Annotated in this window: 21 protein-coding genes; 6 read left to right on the top strand and 15 right to left on the bottom strand. The window is 72.0% G+C overall.

What is annotated here, in order from left to right:
• Complete coding sequence (locus JOD95_RS10985; RefSeq protein ID WP_209684981.1) at positions 1-516, bottom strand: hypothetical protein; 516 nt, start codon at positions 514-516, stop codon at positions 1-3.
• 115 nt (positions 517-631) lie between these two features.
• Here JOD95_RS10985 and JOD95_RS10980 point away from each other — a divergent pair, with 115 nt between their 5' ends.
• From JOD95_RS10980 to JOD95_RS10970, 3 genes are read left to right on the top strand one after another with little or no spacing between them, the layout of a single operon-like run.
• The gene (locus JOD95_RS10980) at positions 632-838 is read left to right on the top strand and encodes a hypothetical protein (protein WP_209684980.1); all 207 of its coding nucleotides are present in this window, start codon (positions 632-634) and stop codon (positions 836-838) included.
• 10 nt (positions 839-848) lie between these two features.
• Positions 849-1,424, top strand: coding sequence for a VanZ family protein (locus tag JOD95_RS10975; RefSeq protein WP_209684979.1), 576 nt, complete (start codon positions 849-851; stop codon positions 1,422-1,424).
• A gap of 16 nt (positions 1,425-1,440) precedes the next feature.
• Complete coding sequence (locus tag JOD95_RS10970; protein WP_209684978.1) at positions 1,441-1,920, top strand: hypothetical protein; 480 nt, start codon at positions 1,441-1,443, stop codon at positions 1,918-1,920.
• Between the two features lie 23 nt (positions 1,921-1,943).
• Here the strand turns inward: JOD95_RS10970 and JOD95_RS10965 are convergent, their stop codons facing one another.
• From JOD95_RS10965 to JOD95_RS10945, 5 genes are all read right to left on the bottom strand, one after another.
• A complete protein-coding gene (locus tag JOD95_RS10965) occupies positions 1,944-2,477 on the bottom strand; it encodes a GNAT family N-acetyltransferase (RefSeq protein WP_209684977.1) in 534 nt (177 codons plus the stop codon).
• A gap of 20 nt (positions 2,478-2,497) precedes the next feature.
• Positions 2,498-3,088 (bottom strand): hypothetical protein, encoded by a 591-nt coding sequence (locus tag JOD95_RS10960; protein WP_209684976.1) that lies wholly within the window; start codon positions 3,086-3,088, stop codon positions 2,498-2,500.
• Between the two features lie 495 nt (positions 3,089-3,583).
• Complete coding sequence (locus JOD95_RS10955; protein WP_209684975.1) at positions 3,584-4,306, bottom strand: VIT1/CCC1 transporter family protein; 723 nt, start codon at positions 4,304-4,306, stop codon at positions 3,584-3,586.
• Positions 4,307-4,393: 87 nt separating this feature from the next.
• Positions 4,394-4,888 carry a GNAT family N-acetyltransferase gene (locus JOD95_RS10950; RefSeq protein WP_209684974.1) on the bottom strand — a complete coding sequence of 165 codons (495 nt, stop codon included), beginning with the start codon at positions 4,886-4,888 and terminating at the stop codon, positions 4,394-4,396.
• A 61-nt stretch (positions 4,889-4,949) separates the two neighbouring features.
• Positions 4,950-6,350, bottom strand: coding sequence for an LLM class flavin-dependent oxidoreductase (locus JOD95_RS10945; protein WP_268746752.1), 1,401 nt, complete (start codon positions 6,348-6,350; stop codon positions 4,950-4,952).
• A gap of 113 nt (positions 6,351-6,463) precedes the next feature.
• On the opposite strand from JOD95_RS10945, the gene JOD95_RS10940 reads away from it, so the two are divergent.
• The gene (locus JOD95_RS10940; RefSeq protein WP_209684973.1) at positions 6,464-6,952 is read left to right on the top strand and encodes an SRPBCC family protein; all 489 of its coding nucleotides are present in this window, start codon (positions 6,464-6,466) and stop codon (positions 6,950-6,952) included.
• Between the two features lie 10 nt (positions 6,953-6,962).
• On the opposite strand, the gene sufU is transcribed toward JOD95_RS10940, so the two are convergent.
• The 6 genes from sufU to JOD95_RS10910 form a co-directional block, all read right to left on the bottom strand.
• The gene (gene sufU, locus JOD95_RS10935; RefSeq protein ID WP_066655467.1) at positions 6,963-7,409 is read right to left on the bottom strand and encodes a Fe-S cluster assembly sulfur transfer protein SufU; all 447 of its coding nucleotides are present in this window, start codon (positions 7,407-7,409) and stop codon (positions 6,963-6,965) included.
• Positions 7,406-8,701: an aminotransferase class V-fold PLP-dependent enzyme gene (locus tag JOD95_RS10930; protein WP_209685248.1), complete on the bottom strand. Its 1,296-nt coding sequence runs from the start codon at positions 8,699-8,701 to the stop codon at positions 7,406-7,408. The genes sufU and JOD95_RS10930 overlap by 4 nt, the downstream gene beginning before the upstream one ends.
• 98 nt (positions 8,702-8,799) lie before the next feature.
• The gene (locus JOD95_RS10925) at positions 8,800-9,012 is read right to left on the bottom strand and encodes an antitoxin (RefSeq protein ID WP_066655469.1); all 213 of its coding nucleotides are present in this window, start codon (positions 9,010-9,012) and stop codon (positions 8,800-8,802) included.
• A gap of 169 nt (positions 9,013-9,181) precedes the next feature.
• Positions 9,182-10,477, bottom strand: coding sequence for a chloride channel protein (locus JOD95_RS10920; RefSeq protein ID WP_209684972.1), 1,296 nt, complete (start codon positions 10,475-10,477; stop codon positions 9,182-9,184).
• 121 nt (positions 10,478-10,598) lie between these two features.
• Entirely contained in the window at positions 10,599-12,719 is a 2,121-nt protein-coding gene (locus tag JOD95_RS10915) for an alpha-galactosidase (protein WP_209684971.1), read from the bottom strand.
• 135 nt (positions 12,720-12,854) lie between these two features.
• Entirely contained in the window at positions 12,855-13,838 is a 984-nt protein-coding gene (locus tag JOD95_RS10910) for a magnesium and cobalt transport protein CorA (protein ID WP_251154555.1), read from the bottom strand.
• A 99-nt stretch (positions 13,839-13,937) separates the two neighbouring features.
• Here JOD95_RS10910 and JOD95_RS10905 point away from each other — a divergent pair, with 99 nt between their 5' ends.
• Positions 13,938-14,792, top strand: coding sequence for a tryptophan-rich sensory protein (locus JOD95_RS10905; protein WP_209684970.1), 855 nt, complete (start codon positions 13,938-13,940; stop codon positions 14,790-14,792).
• Between the two features lie 113 nt (positions 14,793-14,905).
• Here the strand turns inward: JOD95_RS10905 and ald are convergent, their stop codons facing one another.
• The 3 genes from ald to JOD95_RS10890 form a co-directional block, all read right to left on the bottom strand.
• On the bottom strand, positions 14,906-16,006 hold the full coding sequence (gene ald / locus JOD95_RS10900; protein WP_066655475.1) for an alanine dehydrogenase: 1,101 nt from the start codon (positions 16,004-16,006) through the stop codon (positions 14,906-14,908).
• Positions 16,007-16,147: 141 nt separating this feature from the next.
• Positions 16,148-17,152, bottom strand: a complete 1,005-nt coding sequence (locus JOD95_RS10895) for an AraC family transcriptional regulator (protein ID WP_209684969.1) — start codon at positions 17,150-17,152, stop codon at positions 16,148-16,150.
• Positions 17,153-17,213: 61 nt separating this feature from the next.
• A complete protein-coding gene (locus JOD95_RS10890) occupies positions 17,214-18,155 on the bottom strand; it encodes a sugar-binding transcriptional regulator (RefSeq protein WP_066658541.1) in 942 nt (313 codons plus the stop codon).
• Positions 18,156-18,384: 229 nt separating this feature from the next.
• On the opposite strand from JOD95_RS10890, the gene JOD95_RS10885 reads away from it, so the two are divergent.
• Complete coding sequence (locus JOD95_RS10885; protein WP_209684968.1) at positions 18,385-20,127, top strand: glycerol-3-phosphate dehydrogenase/oxidase; 1,743 nt, start codon at positions 18,385-18,387, stop codon at positions 20,125-20,127.
• Positions 20,128-20,287 lie beyond the last annotated feature (160 nt).

The raw sequence follows: 20,287 nt of genomic DNA, 5'->3' as shown, positions 1-20,287 counted from the left end.
CTACCGGGAGTCCCCGGACGTCGTCGCGCGGAGGCGGTCGTCGACCTCGCGAGCTTCGGCGGAGGACCCGAACGCGAGGGTGACCTCACCGCCGGTGAGGGGTTCCATGACCTGGGGTGCCGAGAGCACCCTGCCGTCGAGGAGGATCGCCATGCGCTCGTCGATCGTCTCGCGGGTGGCCGAGGCCAGGACATCGCTGTCGGTCCTGTCGAACTGCAACACGATCGAGCCGCCCGCACCCTCACCGTCGGAGCGGTGCGCGGAGGTCGGCGTGATCGACCCGAGCGACTTCGCCAACCGGTAGGTGGTCGCGCCGTCCTGGTCACACGCCGACGCTGCGACCTCAGTGGTGACCGGCGGCGCAGTGCACGCCTCCTCGACCTCCGACACGACGGCTCGGAGCTGCAGCGACTTCATCGCCGGACCGTCAGCAGGCGGCGCCTGGGTCGCGCAACCGGTGAGGACCGCGACCAGGCCAGCGGCGGCCGCGAGGCGGGTGAACCGTGGACCCTTCATCGCACCAGGGTAGGACTCGACGGGAACGCGCGACAGTCCCCCGCCCGCCGGTTGACACGACGAACGGCTGCACGAGCGCGCGGTCGCGGACGCGGCGACGGGTAGCGTCAGGCCCATGGGTGACCGCCAGCGGCTGAGCAGACGTCTCCCGCTGTGGACGATGGTCCTCGGCGGTGTCGTCCTTCTCGGCGTCGCCGCGCTGCTGTTGTTCCTCGTCGACTCGATGCTGGTCTTCCTGGCCATCTCACCGCTCACCATGTTCGGGCTGTTCACGCTTGCCTACGCCGGCGGAGAGTGGCGACGACGGAGCGACGACACGTAGTGTCGTGCTGATGTCAGACAACCCGTACGGCGAAGTCCCCGCCCTGCCCGTTGCATCCGTCTTCGGCATCATCGTCTTCGTCGTGCACCTGGTGTTCCTGCTCCGGTCCGGACGGTTCACCTGGCAGCGCGCGACCGTCGCTGGGGTGATCGCTGTCTACGCCGCGGGCATCCTCGCGAACACCGTCTTCCCCGTGTTCCTCGATCCGCTCCCCGACGCTGAGCCGTGGACGCCAGCGCTGGCGCTGATCCCGTTCTCCGACTACGAAGCTGCGGACGCGGTGACCAACGTGGTCGTGTTCGCCCCGCTGGGCGTCCTGATCCCGCTCCTGGTGCGCCGCCCGTCCTGGTGGAAGGTCCTCCTCGCCGCCGCGGCGGTGAGCCTGGCGATAGAACTGCTGCAGCTTGCTGCGCAGCGGCTCTTCTCCGGTGGCCACGTCGCCGACGTCAACGACTTCATCTGGAACACCGTCGGTGGGGTCCTCGGCTACGCGGTCTTCGTCCTGGCGTCACGGACGCCGGGCCTGTCCCGTCTCCTCGACGTCTTCCGCTGGCACCCGGCACCGAGGGAAGAACACGTCGCCTGAGATCGTACGATGCGGCATGGTTGCTGCTGTGGAACCGTGGACCTGGGCGACGACCTACAAGCTCGTCCTGACGAGCTACATCTGGCTCGCTGGAGCTGTCGCTCCGACCGGTGCGGTCATCACCTGCATCGTCATCGCCGTCCGGGGCGGTGTCTCGCTCGACGGAGCCGCCAGCGCCCTCCTGTTCGTCGTCGTCTTCGTCGTCGTCTTCGCCGTGATCGCCGCCGTCGGCGCTGCCGTGGCGCTGCCGTTCACCCAGCTCCTCGGCCGCGCGCTCCGACGCACTCGGAGCCGTGCCGTCCGTGTGAGCGCACATGCCGTCCTCGGCGGAACACTCGCCGCGATCGGCATGCAGGTGCTCCTGCTGGCCTTCGAGGACGACCACCTCACTTGGCAGTACCCACTGGCCGTCTCGGTCCCCGCAGGGATCGCGGCTGCCATCGGCCGCTGGCGACTCGACGAAGCGGAACGCCGCCGGTCGTTGCTGTCCGAGTAGCCGATCGGGTACCGGGTCCCGCGTCAGCACTCATCGCTTGCTGGTGGTCGCTCCCGCCAGAGGACCTCGCCGTCGCAACGGGTGCTCGTCGGGTGCATCCCGATCCGCAGGGCGACACGTGCTGAGGCTCCGTGCTCCGGGTGGATCCGCGCCCTGAGCTCCCGCACGTCGACCGAGCGCAGCCACGTCGCTGCGCGCTCCGCGGATTCGGTCGCGAACCCGTGCCCTTGCGCGCTCGGCGTGACGAGCCAGGCGAGGTCCGCCGTCGTGACCTGGGCGGTCCGGTGCAGGGTCGCCTGCACGAACCCGATCGGCGCGCGGCCCTGGCGGGGGTGGATGATCCAGTTCAGCCACCCTGCGGTGCCGTCCTGGGACCGACCCCGGACCTGACGGGTGTAGCGCGCACGGAGTTCCTCCAGGCTCGGCGGTCCGCCGCCGGTGAAGTGGTACAGCTCCACCGGCGCGAGCACGTCCACCATCACGTCGGCGTGTTCGACCGTCAGGGGTTCGAGGCAGAGACGGTCTGCGCTGAGCGGGACGGCGCGCGGCCACGGCATGCTCGCATCCTTCCAGCTGTTCAGTCGGTCACCGGACGTCCGCCGAGACCAGCAGTCACGGGCCGGAGGCGTTTCCCAGCACCGAGCGTCACCTCCTGCTGCACGGAGGTGCGCACCGTGACGGCGGTGTCCGCGACGTGACGCGTGCTGGTCGGGAACCACGCGCGGCCGGGGGTGACCAGGATGAGGAGACCGTCGACGTCTCCGACGGCAGCGAACTCGCTGGTGGGCTCGTTCCCGTAGGGCTGGAGGTCTGCTGCTAGCAGGGTCGCGACCGCGGCGAGGACGTCCGGGACTGCCACGCCGATCTCGCTCACGCACACGAGATCGGCAGCGGCGAAGGACTCCACCTCTCGGGGAGGCAGGGCTCGACGTTCGATGAGTTCCAGCACCTGGTCATCAGGGCCGTCGAAGTACATCGACCGCGAGTCCCACGACGGGGGTCCTCCGAACTCCGTCCGATCGTCGACCGACAGGAGCAGCACGCGCTGTCCGAGCCACCGGCGGGCCAGGTCGAACGACCCGGTCGGGATGGTGAACGCGAGGTGGTGAGCGCCCTCGAAGTCGCTCTCCACGAAGCGCAGCCGGCTCAGGCCGATGGCCACGGTCACGCTCGGACCGTCCCGCTCGACCTCACACCCGAGTCGTCCGAAGAACCCTGCGACCACCGACGCGGACCGTGTGGGCAACAGGGCTTCTTCGATCTGCATGCGTCCACCTCACACCCGTGGCCCTGGACCATCGATCACCGGACGCACCATGAGCTCGGACGGGCCAGCCGACGGTGCGAAGCATCCGACTCCGCCGCGCGCACCGGCACGGTCCACATCGCGCTGACCGTCTCGGACCTCGACCGCGTGCTCGACCTCTGCGCAGCACACGGCTGGCGGCCCGTCGGGGAACCGCACGAGATGACCAGTGGCGTCCGGACCGGCACACGGATCATCTACCTCGAGGGGGCGCTCGGCGGCTTCCTCGAACTGATCGCCCCACCGCAGCTTCCCTGACGCCACGAGCGGGGACGGCCTCGGATCGCTCCCCGGAGCGCATCGCCCTGACGCGAGTGGTCGATGATCGCGATCGCAGACTCGACCGTGCCCGTCCGGTCAGAGCGCGTGCGTCCCGAGCAGCGCCCCGGCCACGTAGGTCGCCGCGAGCGCGAGTGCCCCGCCGACGACCACCCGCAGCGCCGCGCGACCCCGACGGGCACCGCCGAGCACCGCACCGGTCGTGCCGGTCAGGGCGAGCGCGACGAGCGAGGCGGTCACGGTGACCGGCACGCGGAGGGCTTCCGGCGCGAGCAGCATCGCGAGGAACGGCAGCAGTGCGCCGACCGTGAAGGTCGCCGCCGACACCCAGGCGGCACGCCAGGGGCTGACGATCTCGTCCTCGGCGTCGTGCAGGGCCGCTTCGGCGCGGCGACGACGGACCTCGGGCCGCGTCAGCTCCCGCGCGACGGCATCCGCGACGTCCCCCTCGACCCCGAGCGACCGGTAGTGCGCCGCGAGCGCCGGGGCGTCCTCGGCATCGGCCTCGAGCTTCGCCTGCTCGGCCGCCTGCCCGGTGCGCTGCGCGTCGCGGGCACCGCTCACCGAGATGTACTCGCCGAGGGCCATCGAGATCGCCCCGCCGACGAGCGCCGCGGTGCCGGCGGCGACGATCGGCCCCGTGCCCGCGCCTGCTCCGGCGACCCCGACGAGCACGGCCGCGACGGACACGATGCCGTCGTTCGCGCCGAGCAGCCCGGCCCGGAGCCAGTTGAGCCGCGCGGCGCTGGTGGCGTCGTCGTGCTCGGAGGTGGGGAGCGAGAGGTCCGAAGCGGTCGACATGACGGCCATCGAACCACTCCGGAGCGGTTCGCGCCAGCAAGGTGAGGCAAGCCTGATCAGGGCTTTCGTGGTGAGGTGAGCCTCACCTCACCGAACGGAGGCCGCCTGCCAGACCCGGGTCGGACGGCCGTTCAGCGCGTGCGGGAACGGGTCACCGACCGGTCGGAAGCCCGCGCTCGTGTAGAGCGCGAGGGCGGGTGCGTTGTCGTCCAGCGCGTGCAGCTCGCACCGGTCGTGCCCGGCGGCTGCGGCGGCGTCCACCGCGGCGGTGAGCAGTCGACGGCCGAGTCCGTGACCCTGTGCCGCCGGCGAGACCGCGAGGAGGCTGAGGTACGCGCCGTCGCTCGGCGCGCCGCCGGTGCCGGGTGCGGTGACGAGGGCGAACCCGAGCGGGGCGCCGCCGTCGTCGGCGACCACCAGGGCCACCCGCTCCGCGGCGAACTTCTCGTGCGCACGTGCGCGCACGGCGTCGGAGGCCGGCACCCCGTCCCGGTCCGCGACGGCGGCGACCCAGAGCGCGATGCACGCGACCGCGGTCGCTTCGTCGTCCGCGGTGCGCACGACGAAGGACGACCCGATCACCCGACCACCATACGTCGCACGCCCCGACGGGCGGTCAGGTCGGAGCCCGCCGCGCGATCGGTCAGACGGTCGCCCGCGAGCCGACCCGGTACCGGGCGCCGCGGTGCTCCTCCGGCAGCCGGTCGCCGCGGCCGTGCAGCTTGTGACGGAGCGACCCCTCGACGTACTCGTCCGGGTAGGCACCGCGCGCGCGGAGCTCGGGCACGACGAACTCGATGACGTCCTCCCACGTGCCGGGGGTCACCGCGTACGCCAGGTTGAACCCGTCCACGTCGGTCTGCTCCTGGATGTCGATCAGCTGCTGGGCGATCGTCGCCCCGGAGCCGACGGCGACCGGACCGAGGCCGCCGATCGCCGTGTGCTCCGCGATGTCCCGGACCGTCCAGTTCGACCCGTCCTCCCCCGTCGCCGCGGACAGGTTCGCCGCCGCCGACTGGATGGCGTTCGACTCGATGTTGCCGAGCGGCTCGTCCAGGTCGTACTGCGACAGGTCGACGCCCATCCAGCCGGAGTTGAGCACGAGCGCGCCCTCGGCCGACGCGTACGACCGGTAGTCGCGGTACTTGGCCTGCGCTGCCTCGTCGGTCTCGTCGGTGATGACGGTGAGCAGCGTGTAGACGCGGGCGGCGTAGCGGTCGCGACCAGCGGCCTCCAGGGCGTCACGGATCCTGCCGACGGTCGCGGCGAGCTGCGGGATGGTCGGCGCGCCGACGAAGACCGCCTCGGCGTTCTCAGCGGCGAAGCGGATGCCGCGGGGCGAGGCGCCCGCCTGGTAGACCACGGGGCTCCGCTGGACCGAGGGCTCGGTCAGGTGGATGCCGGGCACGTCGAAGTGCGTGCCGTGGTGCTCGATCGGGTGCACCTTCGACGGGTCGGTGAAGACACCGGTCTCGCGGTCCTCGACGACGGCGTCGTCCTCCCACGAGCCCTCCCACAGCTTGTAGAGCACCTCGAGGTACTCGTCGGCGACGTCGTAGCGGTCGTCGTGGGAGAGCTGGTCGGTCTGCCCCATGTTGCGCGCGGCGCTCGGCAGGTACCCGGTGACGACGTTCCAGCCGATGCGGCCCTTCGTCAGGTGGTCGAGCGTCGAGATGCGCCGTGCGAACGGGTACGGGTGCTCGTAGGCGGTGCCCGCGGTGATCCCGAAGCCCAGGTGCTCCGTCACGGCGGCCATCGCGGAGACGAGCAGGATCGGGTCGTTCACCGGCACCTGCGAACCGGTGCGGAGCGCGGCCTCGTTCGTCCCGCCGTACACGTCGTAGGTGCCGAGGACGTCGGCGATGAAGATGCCGTCGAAGCGCCCGCGCTCGAGCAGCTGCGCCAGGTCCGTCCAGTACGACAGGTCGTTGTAGTGCCGCGAACGGTCGCGGGGGTGGCGCCACAGCCCCGAGGACTGGTGCGCGACGCAGTTCATGTCGAACGCGTTGAAGCGGATCTGCCGGGTCTCGTTCGTCGAGGTCACGCGGCGAAGCTACGTCCAGCAGCCCGACGCGTCACGTGAGGTGACGCCGTGTGACGCCCGCCCGACGCACGGCGCCGCGGACCTGAGTTGATCTCGCGTGGCAGCATGGCGGCGTGCCCGTCGTCGAGTCCCGCTGCGTCGTCCCCGTCCCCGTCGAGGTCGCCTTCGCCGTGTCGCAGGTGCAGGGACCGGTCCGGAAGCGCTGGGACCCCTTCATCCGTCGACAGCACCTCATCGGCGCTGACGCGCCGGCGAAGGGCGTCCGGACCTTCACGGTGCAGCGCTCGGGCCTGCGGATGGAGAGCGAGTACGTCTCGTACAACCCGCCCTCGAACGTCGGCATGAAGATGACGAAGGGCTCGTGGTTCTTCGAGAAGATGGGCGGTGGGTGGCGCTTCACGCCGGTGGAGGGCGAGCCGGGCCGCACGCTGGCGGTGTGGCGCTACAACTTCACGTGCCGACCCGCCTGGCTCGCACCGCTGGCCGAGCGCATCGGCGCGTTCGTCCTGCAACGCGACATCGACCGACGGATCGCCGGGTTCGCCCGGGGGTGCAGCGACCCGGTCGTGCTCGCACACGTCGGTGCCGCTCCTGGGAGCTGACCGGACCGGTTCAGACCGCGGTGGCCTCGCGGACGGCAGCCTCGGCAGCCACCCAGGCGAGCATCCCGCACTTCACCCGCATGACGAACTTCGAGACGCCGTGGAAGGCGACGAGGTCCTCGAGGACGTCCTCGTCGGGCTCCCCGGCCCCGCGCGACCGCATCATCGTGCGGAAGGACTCGGTGAGCTCGAGCAGCTCCGGGACGGTCCGGCCGACGGCCATGTCGGTCAGCACCGACGCCGAGGCCATCGAGATCGAGCACCCGTCGCCCTGCCAGCCGATGGCCGCGATGCGGTCCGACCCGGGCTCGAGCCGCACGCTGACGGTGATCTCGTCGCCGCAGGTGGGGTTCCGTTCGAAGTGCGACGCGTCGGCGCCGTCGAGCACGCCGTCGCCGTGCCGCGCCTTCGCGTGGTCGAGGATGACCTGCTGGTAGAGGGAGTCGAGGCCGTTCACGAGGCCGCTCCGAAGTACCCGCGGACCTCGCCGACGGCGGTCAGGAAGCGATCGACGTCCTGCTCGGTCGTGTACACGTAGGTGCTCGCCCGGCTGGTCGCGACGAGTCCGAGCCGACGGTGCAGCGGCTGGGCACAGTGGTGCCCGGACCGGACCGCGATGCCCTGCGCGTCGAGGTACTGCGAGACGTCGTGGGCGTGCACCCCGTCGACGTCGAAGGACACGAGTCCGGAGCGCGGCACCCCGGCGGGCGGGCCGACGACGCGGATGCCCGGCACCGCCGCCAGACCGTCGAGCATCCGGCGGGCGAGGTGCTCCTCGTGGGCGCGGACGCGTTCCATGCCGATGCCCTGCAGGTAGCGGACCGCCTCGGCGAGTGCGACGGCCTGGGACACCGGCTGCGTCCCGGCCTCGAAGCGCTCGGGCGCCGGCATGTACTCCGACGACTCCATCGTCACGGTCGTGATCATCGACCCACCGGTGCGGAACGGCGGCAGGGCGTCGAGGAGTTCCCCGCGACCCCACAGGACGCCGATGCCGTTCGGCCCGAGCATCTTGTGCCCGGAGAACGCGGCGAAGTCGACGCCGAGCTCCTGCACGTCGAGGGGCCGGTGCGGCGCGGACTGGCACGCGTCGAGGACGACGAGGGCGCCGTGCGCGCGGGCCGCTGCCACCACCGCGGCGACGGGCGCGACCATGCCGGTGACGTTCGAGACGTGCGCGAACGCCACGATCCTCGTGTGCTCGGTGATCCGGGAGACCGCGTCCTCGGCGGTCCAGGTGCCGTCGTCGGCCACCGGGACCCAGCGCAGGGTCGCACCGGTGAGCGCGGCGAGCTCCTGCCACGGCACGAGGTTGGCGTGGTGCTCGGCCTCGGTGACCAGGACCTCGTCGCCGGGACCGATGCGGAAGCGCTCCGCCGCCGCTCCCCCGCGTCCGCGGCTGGCGTTGGCGATGCCGTACGCCACGAGGTTCAGCGCGTCGGTGGCGTTCGCCGTCCAGACGACCTCGGACGGCGACGACGCCCCGACGAAGCCGGCGACCGTGGCCCGTGCGTCCTCGTAGGCGTCGGTGCTCAGGGCCGCGAGCGTGTGCGCACCGCGGTGGACGGCCGCGTTGTCGTGCTCCAGGAACCGTCGCTCGGCGTCGAGCACCTGCCGCGGCCGCTCGGCCGTCGCGCCGGAGTCGAGGTACGCGAGCGGCTGCCCGTTCACCTCCTGCTGGAGGATCGGGAAGTCCCGCTTGATCGCGGCGACCTCGGACTCGGTCAGCGGCTGGTTCGGGGCGAGCACGGTCACGCGGTCAATCGTGGTCGGTCCCGCCCCGTGCGTCCAATCGCCTGCAGCGGACAAGGAGCCGGAACGGCGGCGGGACGCAGGCAGGCCGGCCGCTACTCGTTGCCGATGCGCTTGTCGGCCTGCTCGCGTGCGGCGTCGATCTTGTCGTCGTACTTGCCGCCCGTGGCCTTCTTCACCGCGTCGGCCACACCGCCCAGGACCTTGTCGCTGACGTCCTCGGCCTTCTCGCTCTTCAGGGCGTCCTGGACCTTGCCGTCCTTCAGGAGCTCCTGTGCCTTCTTCGTGATGTCGTCGAACCCCGCCATGGACGGCTCCTCACCTCGTGCGGGGCCCGTCGCCCCGACCTGCCGCCGATGGTAGGCGCGGCCCCGGCGCCTGTCCGGGTGTGCCGGCCCGGTGTCGCGGCTCCGGCGCCTGTCCGGGTCGCGGCCGGCCCGGTGTCGCGGCCGGCCCGACCCGGTCCCGACGGACGACTCAGACCATCTGCGCGCTGCGTCGCCGCGCGAGCAGGTAGGAGACCGCGACCGAGCCCGTGATCGCCAGGAGCGACGGGATGAGGATGTCCGTGCCCTCCTGCGTGAACTCGACGACGAGCACGAGCGCGGTGAACGGCGCCCGCATCGTGGTCGCCAGCAAGGCCGCCGCGCCGACGAACGCGAACGCCGCCAGGCTCGAGCCGTCAGCGGGCCAGAGCAGCACCCACAGGCCGCCGAGCGCGGCGCCCACCGCGGAGCCGACGGCGATCGAGGGCGTCAGCGTGCCACCGACCGCACCGGCTCCGATGGTCGCCGAGGTCGTGATCGTGCGGATGACGCCGAGGAGGAGCAGGAACACGATCGGCGACAGCCCGGCGAACGTCGGCGCCTCGGTCGTGGCGTTCATCGCGACGAGGCCGAGCGCGCGCCCGTTGCCGAGGATCTCCGGGAACGGCACGGCGATGAGCCCGACCATCGCGAAGACGACGGGCAGCACGACGAGCAGGTGCCACCCCTTCGGCGCCGTGGCCTGCAGCCGGTTCGTGAGCTTCACGAAGCCGACGCCCGCGAACCCGAGCAGCGGCCCGACGACGACCGCCCAGACCAGCAGCGACGGCGACAGGTGCATCGCGGGCACGTCGTAGAGCACCTCGTCCGGGATCACGAGCCGTGCGGTGAACGCGGCGATCGCGCTCGTCGCGAAGGCCGGCAGTGCGGTCGCGAACGTGAGTTCACCGAGCAGCACCTCGACCGCGAAGAGCGCGCCACCGAGCGGCACGTCGTACACCGCCGCGAGGCCGGCAGCAGCACCGCAGGCGACGAGGATGCGCGTCTCGCGCCCCGTCAGGCCGGCACGAGCGGTGACGAGCTGGGACAGCCAGGCACCGATCTCGCGGGGCGCGACCTCCTTGCCGATGGAGGCGCCGAGCCCGACGGCCAGGATCTGCACCGCGGCGTTCGCGACCGTGGCGAGCGCCGGCATCCGCTTGCCGTCGACCGCGCCGGTCACCGACACCACGGGCTTCGCCCACCGCCGGAGCGCCCACCACGCGACGCCCGTGAGCACGCCGGCCGCGGCGAGCGCGAGGAAGCGGTTGAGCCCGGAGGGCGCATCGGCCGCTTCGCGGTGCCCGCCGAACGGGTACCCGAAGGCGACGAACTGGATGGCCTGCAGGGCGAGCCACACCGAGATGCCCGCGACGCCGCCGGCGATGCCGACGAGCCCGGTGATCACGGCGAGCTTGAGGGCCCAGACCGGCGTGGTCGTGCGTGTCGCGTTCCCGGTCTGCGGCATGACCGGAAGCCTAGCGGCGATCGGGACCGGCCCACGGACGGCCGACGGCACCCGTGGACGGACGGGAGGCCCGTGGCGGGGCCGCCACGGGCCTCCCGTCCGGCTGCTGGTCGCGTCGCGGTCAGACGGCCGTCACGCGGAAGGGGACCACCCGGTCGGCCGGCAGGAGCGGGGGCTGGAGGCCGACCTGCTCGAGCACGCGGCCGCTGAAGACGCGGTCGCCGGCCCACCAGTCGGGCGCCCGGACCTCGTGGTCCTCGCCGACCAGGACCGGGTCGACGCGGTACCGCGTGTCCGGGTCGAGGTCACGGAGGACCACGCGCCCGATGCCCGACACGTCGGACCGGCCCGTGCTCGCGACGAAGAACACGGCCTGGCGGCGGTCCTCGGCGACCACGCCGTAGACCAGGCGCGTGGGGTCGACCTCGTCGACGCGGACGAGCAGGCCGCCGTGCAGGAGTGCGCGCCACTCCTTGTGCAGCGCGATCCACGACGCGAGGGTGCGCTCCTCGTCCGCGGTGGCCTGCGCGAGGTCCCACTCGATGCCGAAGTGCCCGATCAGCGCGGTGCCCGCACGGAAGGACACGTCGTGGAAGCGGCCCGTCGTGTGGTTCACCCCGCTGGCGACGTGCGCGCCGAGGAGCTCCGGCGGCAGCAGCTGCTGCGTCCAGCGGTGCATCTGCTGACGCTCGAAGGGGTCGATGTCGTCGGACACCCACACGCGGTCGGTGTGCTCGATCACCGCGAGGTCGACACGCGCACCGCCGGACGAGCACGACTCGATCTCGAGCCCCGGGAAGCGTTCCTTGAGCGTCGCCATCAGGCGGTAGGTGGCGAGGGTCTGCTCGTGCACGGCTGCCCCGCCGCCCGGGTGCCCGGCCTCGACCAGGTCGCGGTTGTGGTCCCACTTGACGTAGTCGACGCCGTACTCGCCGATGATCGCGGTCATCCGCTCGAGCACGTACGCGTACGCCTCCGGGATCGCGAGGTTGAGCACCTGCTGGTCGCGCGAGCGGACGGGCAACCGGCCGTCCGCCTGCATGATCCACTCCGGGTGCGCCCGGGCGAGGTCGCTGTCCTCGTTCACCATCTCGGGCTCGAACCACAGCCCGAACTCCATGCCGAGGGCACGGACACGGTCGACGATCGGACCGAGGCCGTCCGGCCACACGTCCTCGTCGACGTACCAGTCACCGAGACCGGCGTGGTCGTCACGGCGACCGCGGAACCAGCCGTCGTCGAGCACGTACCGCTCGACGCCGAGCCGGGCGGCCCGCTCGGCGAGGTCGGTGAGGCGGGCGAGGTCGTGGTCGAAGTAGACCGCCTCCCAGACGTTGATCGTCACCGGCCGCGGGGTCGACGGGTGCTGCGGGCGGCTGCGGAGCCAGTGGTGGAACCGGCGGGCCTGGTCGTCGAGGCCGTCACCCCACGCGCCGTACACCCAGGGGCCCTCGTAGGTCTCGCCGGTGTCCAACCGGACCTCGCCGGGGAGCAGGAGCTCGCCACCACCGGCCACCTGGCGCCCGGTCGCGAGCCGCTCGGCGAAGTGACGGTGGTTCCCGCTCCACGCGGTGTGCACGCCCCAGACCTCGCCGCGGGCGAACCCGAACCCGGGCTCCCCCACGCTGAGCACGGTCGCGGCGTCCGCTCCGGTGCGACCCTTGCGGCTGTCGCGCTCGTGCGTGCCGACGACGAGCTCGCGACGCTGCGGGGTGCGCTCCTTGCCCCAGCGGCCGGCGAAGTCGAGGACCTCGCGGGCGCGGGAGGGCACGGGCAGCGCCACGGTCAGGTCGTCCACCGTGTAGGTGCCGACGGCGGTGTTCGTGACGGCGGCGCGGGCGCGCACCAGGCCGGACACGAGCAGCTCGAGCGTCACGCGGACGGCGAGGCCCGCGGTGGTGTCCTCGGCCTCGGCGGTCACGTGGGTGTCGTCGACGTCGATCGCCGTGACGGTGAAGGCCGGTGACCAGTCGCGACCACCACGGTGGCCGGAGAGCCCGGGGCGACCGGTCCACCCGCGGTGCGGCTCCGGCAGCAGTGCGAGGCGGACGGGCACGTCGGCCTCGTTGTTCGCGACCGGGGCCACGTCGGCGTCCGCGAGGGCGACGAGCTCGTCGTGGGCGAGCGGCCCGAGGGCAGCGCCCCAGTGCACGACGGCGGGCAGCGCGCCGTCGCGGCAGTCGAGCACGACGGACACCCCACCGGCGGTCAGGTGGACGAGGTCGTTCGTGGTGGTGGGCATCGTTGCTCCGGTCGGCGTCGTCGACGCCTGTGCGTCGTGGGCACGACGAGCCTGGCTGGCGCGGCGCGTGCTGCGCAACACGACGCGCGAGGGTCCGCGGAACCGGCAGGCCGGGCCGTCCGGGACGGTGGGTCGTCAGAACCAGCGCTTCACCTTGAAGACGACGAACAGGATCGCGGCGAAGGCGACCATCGCGACGATCGACAGCGGGTACCCCCACGTCCACGACAGTTCGGGCATGTGCGTGAAGTTCATCCCGTAGATCGCCGCGATGAGCGTCGGCGCGAACAGGATCGCCGCCCAGCCCGAGATGCGCTTCGTGTCGTCGTTCTGCTTCTGCGCGGCGAGGGTCGAGTCGACCGTCAGCGCGTTCTGCAGCAGCTGTCGGAAGGTGTCGAGTCGCTCGACCGTGCGGATGACGTGGTCCAGGACGTCGCGGAAGCGGCGCTGCAGCTCCACCGGCAGGTGGTACTTCTCCGCGCCGCGGTGCAGGTTCTCGATGATGCCGATGAGCGGACGGGCCGCGCGTTGGAAGTCGACGACCTCGCCGAACAGCTCGTAGATGCGCCTCGACACCCCCGCCACCCCGGAGAACAGCTGGTCCTCGATCTGGTTGATGTCCTCCTCCAGGCCGTCGATCACCGGTGCGTAGCCGTCGACGATCGAGTCCATGAGCGCCCAGAGCTGCGCCTGCGGTCCCGCCGTCACGAGGGCCGGCTTGCCGCTGAGCCGTCGGAGCGCGTGCGGGACGGCCTGCGCGCCACGGGGGTCCGCCGGGACGACCGCCAGGAAGAAGTCCTGCCCGACGAAGGCGTGCACCTCGCCGAACTCCACCTCCTCCGGGCCGTCGTGGTAGACCGCCGGCTTCAGCACCGTGAAGAGCGTCGAGCCGTAGCGTTCGAGCTTCGGGCGCTGGTGCCCCTCCGCGGCGTCCTCGACCGCGAGCTCGTGCAGCCCGAGGGCGACAGCGACGTCCCCGAGCTCCTCGGCGTCGGGGCGGTGCAGCACGATGCACGCGCTGGCGCCCTGCTCGCCGATCATCCGGAAGGTGTCGTCGAGCGACGGGCAGGCGATCGGGGCGATGCGGTCGACGTAGACGGTGTTGAGCTCGACGGTCACGATGCCACCGTACGCACCGCCCGTCGGCCCGTCCCCCGGCCACCTGGACGTCGGCTGCGTCCGGCGCCGCAGGGCGGGTTTACCGTACGGGTCATCAGCATGCTGACGAACGGAGCGGACGTGAAGAAGATCTGGAAGCGCATCGCGGTCGCCGTGAGCGCTGTGGTGGCAGTGGTCGGCGCCTTCGTCGGCTCGGGCGCAGCGGGCGGGACCCCCATCGCCGAAGCAGCCGGCGGTGCACTCTCGGCGTCGTCGACCGCGATCGCACCGGCCGGCCCCGCGTTCTCGATCTGGAGCGTCGTCTACGTCGGGTTGATCGCCTACACGGTGCGGCAGTTCTTCCGCACCGCCGACGACGAGCGCCACGAGCGCCTGTTCGTCCCCGCGGTGCTGTCGCTGCTGCTCAACGCGGCGTGGATCCTGTCCGTGCAGTTCGGGTTCCTGTGGGCGAGCGAGCCGATCATCGTCGCGCTGCTCGGCGTCCTGGTCTGGGCGTTCGCGGTGCTGCGGCGGACGCGTCCCTCGGGTGCCGTCGAGGCGATCGTGACCGACGGGACGTTCGGGCTCTACCTCGGGTGGGTCTGCGTCGCGACCGCGGCCAACACCGCTGCGGTGCTGACGGCCGCGGGCTTCCGGGGCTTCGGACTCGGGCAGGACGCCTGGGGCGTGCTCGTCGCCGCGGTCGCCGGGCTCGTCGGGGTGCTCCTGGCGATCTGGGGCGGCGGACGACTCGCACCGACCGCGGCGCTGTCCTGGGGTCTCGCGTGGGTCGCGGTCGGGCGGCTCGACGGGCCGCTCGTGTCCGTGCCGACGGCGGTCACGGCCGTCGTGGCGATCGCCGTTGCGGTCGTGGTCACCCTCGTGGTGCGCGCCCGGGTCGGCTGGGCCGCGCGCTCGCGCGGGGCGCGCGGCGCGGCCGGCGCCGCGGCCGGCGCGGCAGCCCGCGCGGCGTAGCCGCGAGACTCGGCTGGGCGGACACTTTCGTAGCGTTCCAGCAGCGAAAGTGTCCGCCAGGCCGAGTCTCGCTGCCTCGCTCGGCGCGGCGGCGACGCGACGCGCGGCGCGCGTCAGCGCGCGGCGGCCGCCAGGCCGTGCGCGGCCGCGACGGCCTCGTTCACGACCTGGCCGGCGTGCACGTTCACGCCCTTCGCGAGGGCCGGGTCGACCTCGGTGGCCCGCTCCCACCCCTGGTCGGCGATCGCGAGGGCGTAGGGCAGCGTCGCGTTCGTCAACGAGATCGTGCTGGTGCGCGGGACGGCACCCGGCATGTTCGCGACGCAGTAGTACACGGCGTCGTGCACGCGGAAGGTCGGGTCGTCGTGCGTGGTCGGCCGCGAGCCCTCGAAGCAGCCGCCCTGGTCGATCGCGATGTCGACGAGCACCGACCCCTGCCGCATGTCCGCGACCATGGCGTCGGTCACGAGCTTGGGCGCCGAGGCACCGGGGATGAGCACCGACCCCACGACGAGGTCCGCCTCGCGCAGCGCATCGGCGATCGCGTGCGACGACGACCGCAGCGTCGTGATCCGACCGTCGAACCGGGCGTCGAGCGCACGCAGCCGCGGCAGGCTGATGTCGAACACCGTGACCTCGGCGCCGAGCCCGAGGGCCATGGTCGCGGCGTGCTCCCCCGCGACCCCGCCGCCGATGACGACGACCCGGCCGCGCGGCGTCCCGGGGACCCCGCCGAGGAGCAGCCCGCGGCCGCCCTTCGTGCGCATGAGCTGGTCGGCGCCGACCTGCACGGAGAGTCGCCCGGCGATCTCGGACATCGGCGAGAGCAGCGGCAGCGACCGGTCCGGCAGCTGCACGGTCTCGTAGGCGATCGCGGTCGCACCAGAGGCGACGAGCGCGTCGGTGAGCGGCCGGTCGGCAGCCAGGTGCAGGTAGGTGAAGAGCACCTGTCCCGGACGGATCGACGGGTACTCGGAGGCGACGGGCTCCTTCACCTTGAGGACGAGCTCCGCCTGCTCCCAGACCTCGGCGGCCGTGCCGACGACGGTGGCTCCCGCAGCCCGGTACTCGTCGTCCGAGAAGGACGATCCGGCTCCGGCACCGGCCTGCACGAGCACGCGGTGACCGTGCAGCGCGAGCTCACCCACACCCGCCGGCGTGGCCGCGACGCGGTACTCGTTGTTCTTGACTTCGGTGGGGACGCCGATCAGCATCACGGACTCCTTCGTGGGCGGTGCAGGACACTTCCACGATGCGCCGGAGTTCGTTTCGGATGGGTTTCCGCCGAACATCTGCACGGTCTCCACCGATACGGTCGCACGAGATTCGGCTCGGCCCGCGCACGCCCCGGGTGGTCAGTGCGCGCGGAGCGACTCGCTCGGCAGCTCGCCGAAGCGGGCGCGGTAGGTCGCCGAGAACCGGCCGAGGTGCCCGAACCCCCAGGCGCGAGCGATGTCCGCCACGCTGGTGTCGTCGCGGTCACCGCGGAGCAGGTCCCCCCGGGCGCCGTCGAGCCGCACGCTGCGCAGCAGGTCACCCGGCGTCTGGTCGAGGTGCCGCCGGAGCGACTGCTGGAGCCCACGCGGACTGAGCCCGGCCGCCGCAGCGATCTCGGCGGTCCCGATGGCGTCCCGCGCGTGGGCGTGCACGTACTCGAGCGCCAGCCGCAGTCGGGCGTGCTCCGGACCGTTGCCGGTGACCGTCGACTGCCAGCGCTCGCGGTGCGGGAAGGCGTCGACCGCCGCGGTCACGAAGGCGTCGACGATGCTGCGCCGTGCCGCCGGGCTGAGGTCGTTGTCGCTGTGCAACCAGGTCGACGAGTGCGCGCGCACGACCGACTGCCAGGTGCGCACGCCGTCGGCGGTCGGACGGTGCATCGCGTCGAACGTGAAGTCGGCATCGCCCAGGAGCGACCTGACGTGCGCCTTGTCGAGCTGCACCAGGTTCAGCCCGATGTCGCGGTGGTGCAGTTCGTACGCATCGGGCAGGACCACGGGCACGCCGGGCTCGAGGTCGATGCTCCGGCCGCCGAAGGTGAGGGTACTGGACCCGGACCGCAACCACGCGACGAGGACCTGGTCGTCCACGACGCTCTCGGTCCGGAGGTCGACGAGGAACCGGGCCGTCCGCAGGGACAGCAGCCCGTCGCTCACCCCCGCGAAGTCCCACTGTGGGCGCTGTCGGGTCCGTCGGACCCGGGGCGCCCGGAAGTCGTAGTCGCCGGTGAAGAACGACAGGGCTTCATCCACGTCGGTGCCGGCGATGCGGCGGAAGGAGCGGCCGTCCGTCGCGGTCGCAGGTGCCGCCGGGACGGCGCCGTCGGACTCCACCCGATCGGGGTTCTCGTGAGAAGGCACCATGGACCAGAACCTACGGGGCACCACCGACAAAGTAGGTCGGCACCTGACCCAAGCGGAGCGGTCAGGGCTGCAGGATCGCCTGCCCGACGCTCTCGTCCAGGATGAGGTCGGTGACCAGCCCGGCCGCGAGCGCACCCTTGAGCGACGCCGCCTTCGAGCGCCCGGCCACCACGCAGACCCGACGCGGCGCCCGCTTGATCGTGTCGAGGTCCGGCGCACCGGCCCGGGTGTTCACGCCGATGTCCTTCCACGAGCCGTCGGCGCGGTAGAACACGGTCGAGACGTCCCCGACGACGCCGGCCTCGGTGAGCTCGTCGCGGTCGGACGGGTCGAGGTACCCGCCCGAGTACACGTGCGACGGCACCGGTGCCTGCGGGGCACCGACGCCGAACACGACGAGGTCCATCCGCTCGTGCAGGTCGAGGACGCGGCGGATCGAGCGCTCGCGGAACAGCGCCTCCTTCGTCGCCGGGTCGTCGAAGAACGCCGGCACCGGGAACTGCTGCACGAACGCGCCGTACGCCTCGCCGAACCGGCGCAGGATCTCCGACGCGTAGACGATGCCCGTGGTGCGGGTGTTCGCGGCGCCGTTGATCTGCACCACGGTGGACCCGTGCGTCGTCTTCGGCACCAGGTAGCGGCTCACCGCGCTGACGGTCGATCCCCACGAGATGCCGATCACCATGTTCGACTCGACGTACTGCGTCAGGATGCGCGCCGCGGACAGCGCCACCCGCTCCAGCCGGTCCACGTCGCTCGTGTGGTCCGGCACCGGCACGACGTGCGCGTGGACGCCGAACCGCGCGCGGATGTTGCGACTGAGCGCGGCGGCCTGGTCGAGGGGCGAGCGGATCTGGATGTCCACCAGCCCGGTGTCCCTGGCGTACTTCAGGAGGCGCGACACCGACGAGCGCGAGGTCCCCAGCTCGTCGGCGATGGCGTCCATCGTCAGGTCCTGCAGGTAGTACAGGTGCGCGGCGCGCAGCGCCTGCTGCGTTCGCATCGGCTGCGCTGCGTCACTCACGGAACCGAGCATGCACGGACGTGCAGGGCCTCTGCAACCCCTGTCGCGCCTCCCGGCCGTCGCCCCCGCACCCGCAGCGGCGTCGCGAGCCGCCCCGCCGACCCGATCGACACGTGTGCTGCACGTTCGTGCACGCGAGTTGCCCGCCCTCCCACACAGGCGCACCATCGGAGGAGTCCCACGGAACCGACCAAGGAAGCGACGCACCATGTCGAAGAAGACGCAGCCCCGGAAGACGGTCAGCGCGCTCACCGAGCGCCCGAACGCACAGGTCCTCATCGTCGGTGGCGGCATCAACGGCATCGCCACCTTCCGCGACCTCGCCCTGCAGGGGGTCGACGTCGTGCTCGTCGAGCGCGGCGACTACGCCGGCGGGGCCTCGGCCGCGTCGAGCCACATGATCCACGGTGGCATCCGGTACCTCGAGAACGGCGAGTTCCGTCTCGTGCGCGAGAGCGTGCAGGAGCGCAACGGCCTGATCCGCATCGCGCCGCACTACGTGAAGCCGCTGCAGACCACGATGCCGATCTTCTCGACGTTCTCCGGCATCATGAACGCTCCGCTGCGCATGCTCACCCACAAGCAGCGCTCGACCAAGGAGCGCGGTGCCGCGCTCATCAAGATCGGCATGACGATCTACGACTCCTTCTCGCGTGACGGCGGCTCGGTGCCGAAGCACCGCTTCCTCACCAAGAAGGCCGCGCTCGCCGACATGCCGGCGCTCAACAAGGACCTCAAGTACACGGGTACCTACTACGACGCCTCGGTGCACGAGCCGGAGCGCCTGGCGCTCGACGTGCTCAAGGACGGCCTCGCCGCCGCGCAGGGCACCGGCAGCGCCGCGACCGCTCGCGCCGTCAACTACGTCGCGGCAGCCGGCACCCGTGACGGCGGCGTCGTCCTGCGCGACCGCGAGACCGGCGAGGACTTCGTGTTCACCGCCGACGTCGTCGTGAACGCGTCCGGCCCCTGGACCGACCTGACGAACCAGGCCTTCGGCGGCGAGACGAAGTTCATGGGCGGGACGAAGGGCTCCCACATCGTCGTCAAGAACGACGAGCTGCTCGAGGCGACCAAGGGCCGCGAGCTGTTCTTCGAGAACAACGACGGCCGCATCGTCCTCATCTACCCGCTCAAGGGCCGGGTGCTCATCGGGACGACGGACATCGACGCGGACCCGTCGAAGCCGGTGACCACGACGGAGGAGGAGATCGACTACTTCTTCGGCCTGGTGAAGCACGTCTTCCCGCAGATCGAGGTCACCCGCGACCACATCGTCTACAGCTACTCGGGCATCCGCCCGCTCCCCCGCCACGAGGACACCGCCCCCGGCTTCGTGTCCCGCGACTACCGGATCGTCGACACCCCGATCGCCGGCCTCCCCGACACCACGGTGCTGAGCCTGGTCGGTGGCAAGTGGACCACGTTCCGCGCCCTGGCCGCGCACCTGTCGAGCGACGTCACCACGAAGCTCGGCACCGCCCGGAAGGTCGACACGACCGGCATGGCGATCGGCGGCGGCAAGGACTTCCCGACGACCGACGCGCAGCGGGCGCTGTGGATCAAGTCGCACCGTGACGGCCTCGACGAGTCCGTCGTCGAGGGGCTGCTCGAGCGCTACGGCACCCGTGCGGCCGAGGTCGTGGACGTCCTCACCGACGGCCCGGTCGTGCCCCTCGAGTCCGACCCGTCGCTCACGCGGGCCGAGGTCGCGTACTTCGCGCAGCACGAGCAGGCGGTCCACCTGGTCGACGTGGTGCTCCGACGCACGAACCTCGCCTTCGTCGGCGGCGTCACCATCGACCTGCTCGACGAGCTGGCGGACGTGCTCGCCGACACCCTGGGCTGGGACACCGAGGAGCGCGCGGACGAGGTCCAGCGCACGCTCGACGTCCTGCGCGAGTCGCACGGCGTGATCGTGCCGCTGCACACGACGGCGCAGCCCGCGTAGTCCACGCGAGCGCAGACGGACGGGAGGCGCGGTGCCGGCTGGCACCGCGCCTCCCGTCCGTCGCGTGGTCACGCACTCGCGCACCGCTCGGATCACCAGACGCCGCCGTCCCGCCGAGACGCCGCCGGATCGGGCGGCGTCTCGCTCGACTGCGGGCGTC

Origin of the sequence: Curtobacterium sp. 1310 (assembly GCF_017834105.1) — a bacterium.
In the GTDB taxonomy this organism is placed as follows: domain Bacteria; phylum Actinomycetota; class Actinomycetes; order Actinomycetales; family Microbacteriaceae; genus Curtobacterium.
The sequence above is the reverse complement of the archived record's forward strand: the minus strand, read 5'-3'. Positions and strand labels throughout refer to the sequence as shown.

Coding starts and splice junctions, on each gene's coding strand:
- JOD95_RS10985 (WP_209684981.1), bottom strand. CDS start 516: ATGAAGGGTCCACGGTTCACCCGCCTCGCGGCCGCCGCTGGCCTGGTC.
- JOD95_RS10980 (WP_209684980.1), top strand. CDS start 632: ATGGGTGACCGCCAGCGGCTGAGCAGACGTCTCCCGCTGTGGACGATG.
- JOD95_RS10975 (WP_209684979.1), top strand. CDS start 849: ATGTCAGACAACCCGTACGGCGAAGTCCCCGCCCTGCCCGTTGCATCC.
- JOD95_RS10970 (WP_209684978.1), top strand. CDS start 1,441: ATGGTTGCTGCTGTGGAACCGTGGACCTGGGCGACGACCTACAAGCTC.
- JOD95_RS10965 (WP_209684977.1), bottom strand. CDS start 2,477: ATGCCGTGGCCGCGCGCCGTCCCGCTCAGCGCAGACCGTCTCTGCCTC.
- JOD95_RS10955 (WP_209684975.1), bottom strand. CDS start 4,306: ATGTCGACCGCTTCGGACCTCTCGCTCCCCACCTCCGAGCACGACGAC.
- JOD95_RS10925 (WP_066655469.1), bottom strand. CDS start 9,012: ATGGCGGGGTTCGACGACATCACGAAGAAGGCACAGGAGCTCCTGAAG.
- JOD95_RS10920 (WP_209684972.1), bottom strand. CDS start 10,477: ATGCCGCAGACCGGGAACGCGACACGCACGACCACGCCGGTCTGGGCC.
- JOD95_RS10915 (WP_209684971.1), bottom strand. CDS start 12,719: ATGCCCACCACCACGAACGACCTCGTCCACCTGACCGCCGGTGGGGTG.
- JOD95_RS10905 (WP_209684970.1), top strand. CDS start 13,938: ATGCTGACGAACGGAGCGGACGTGAAGAAGATCTGGAAGCGCATCGCG.
- ald (WP_066655475.1), bottom strand. CDS start 16,006: ATGCTGATCGGCGTCCCCACCGAAGTCAAGAACAACGAGTACCGCGTC.
- JOD95_RS10895 (WP_209684969.1), bottom strand. CDS start 17,152: ATGGTGCCTTCTCACGAGAACCCCGATCGGGTGGAGTCCGACGGCGCC.
- JOD95_RS10890 (WP_066658541.1), bottom strand. CDS start 18,155: ATGCGAACGCAGCAGGCGCTGCGCGCCGCGCACCTGTACTACCTGCAG.
- JOD95_RS10885 (WP_209684968.1), top strand. CDS start 18,385: ATGTCGAAGAAGACGCAGCCCCGGAAGACGGTCAGCGCGCTCACCGAG.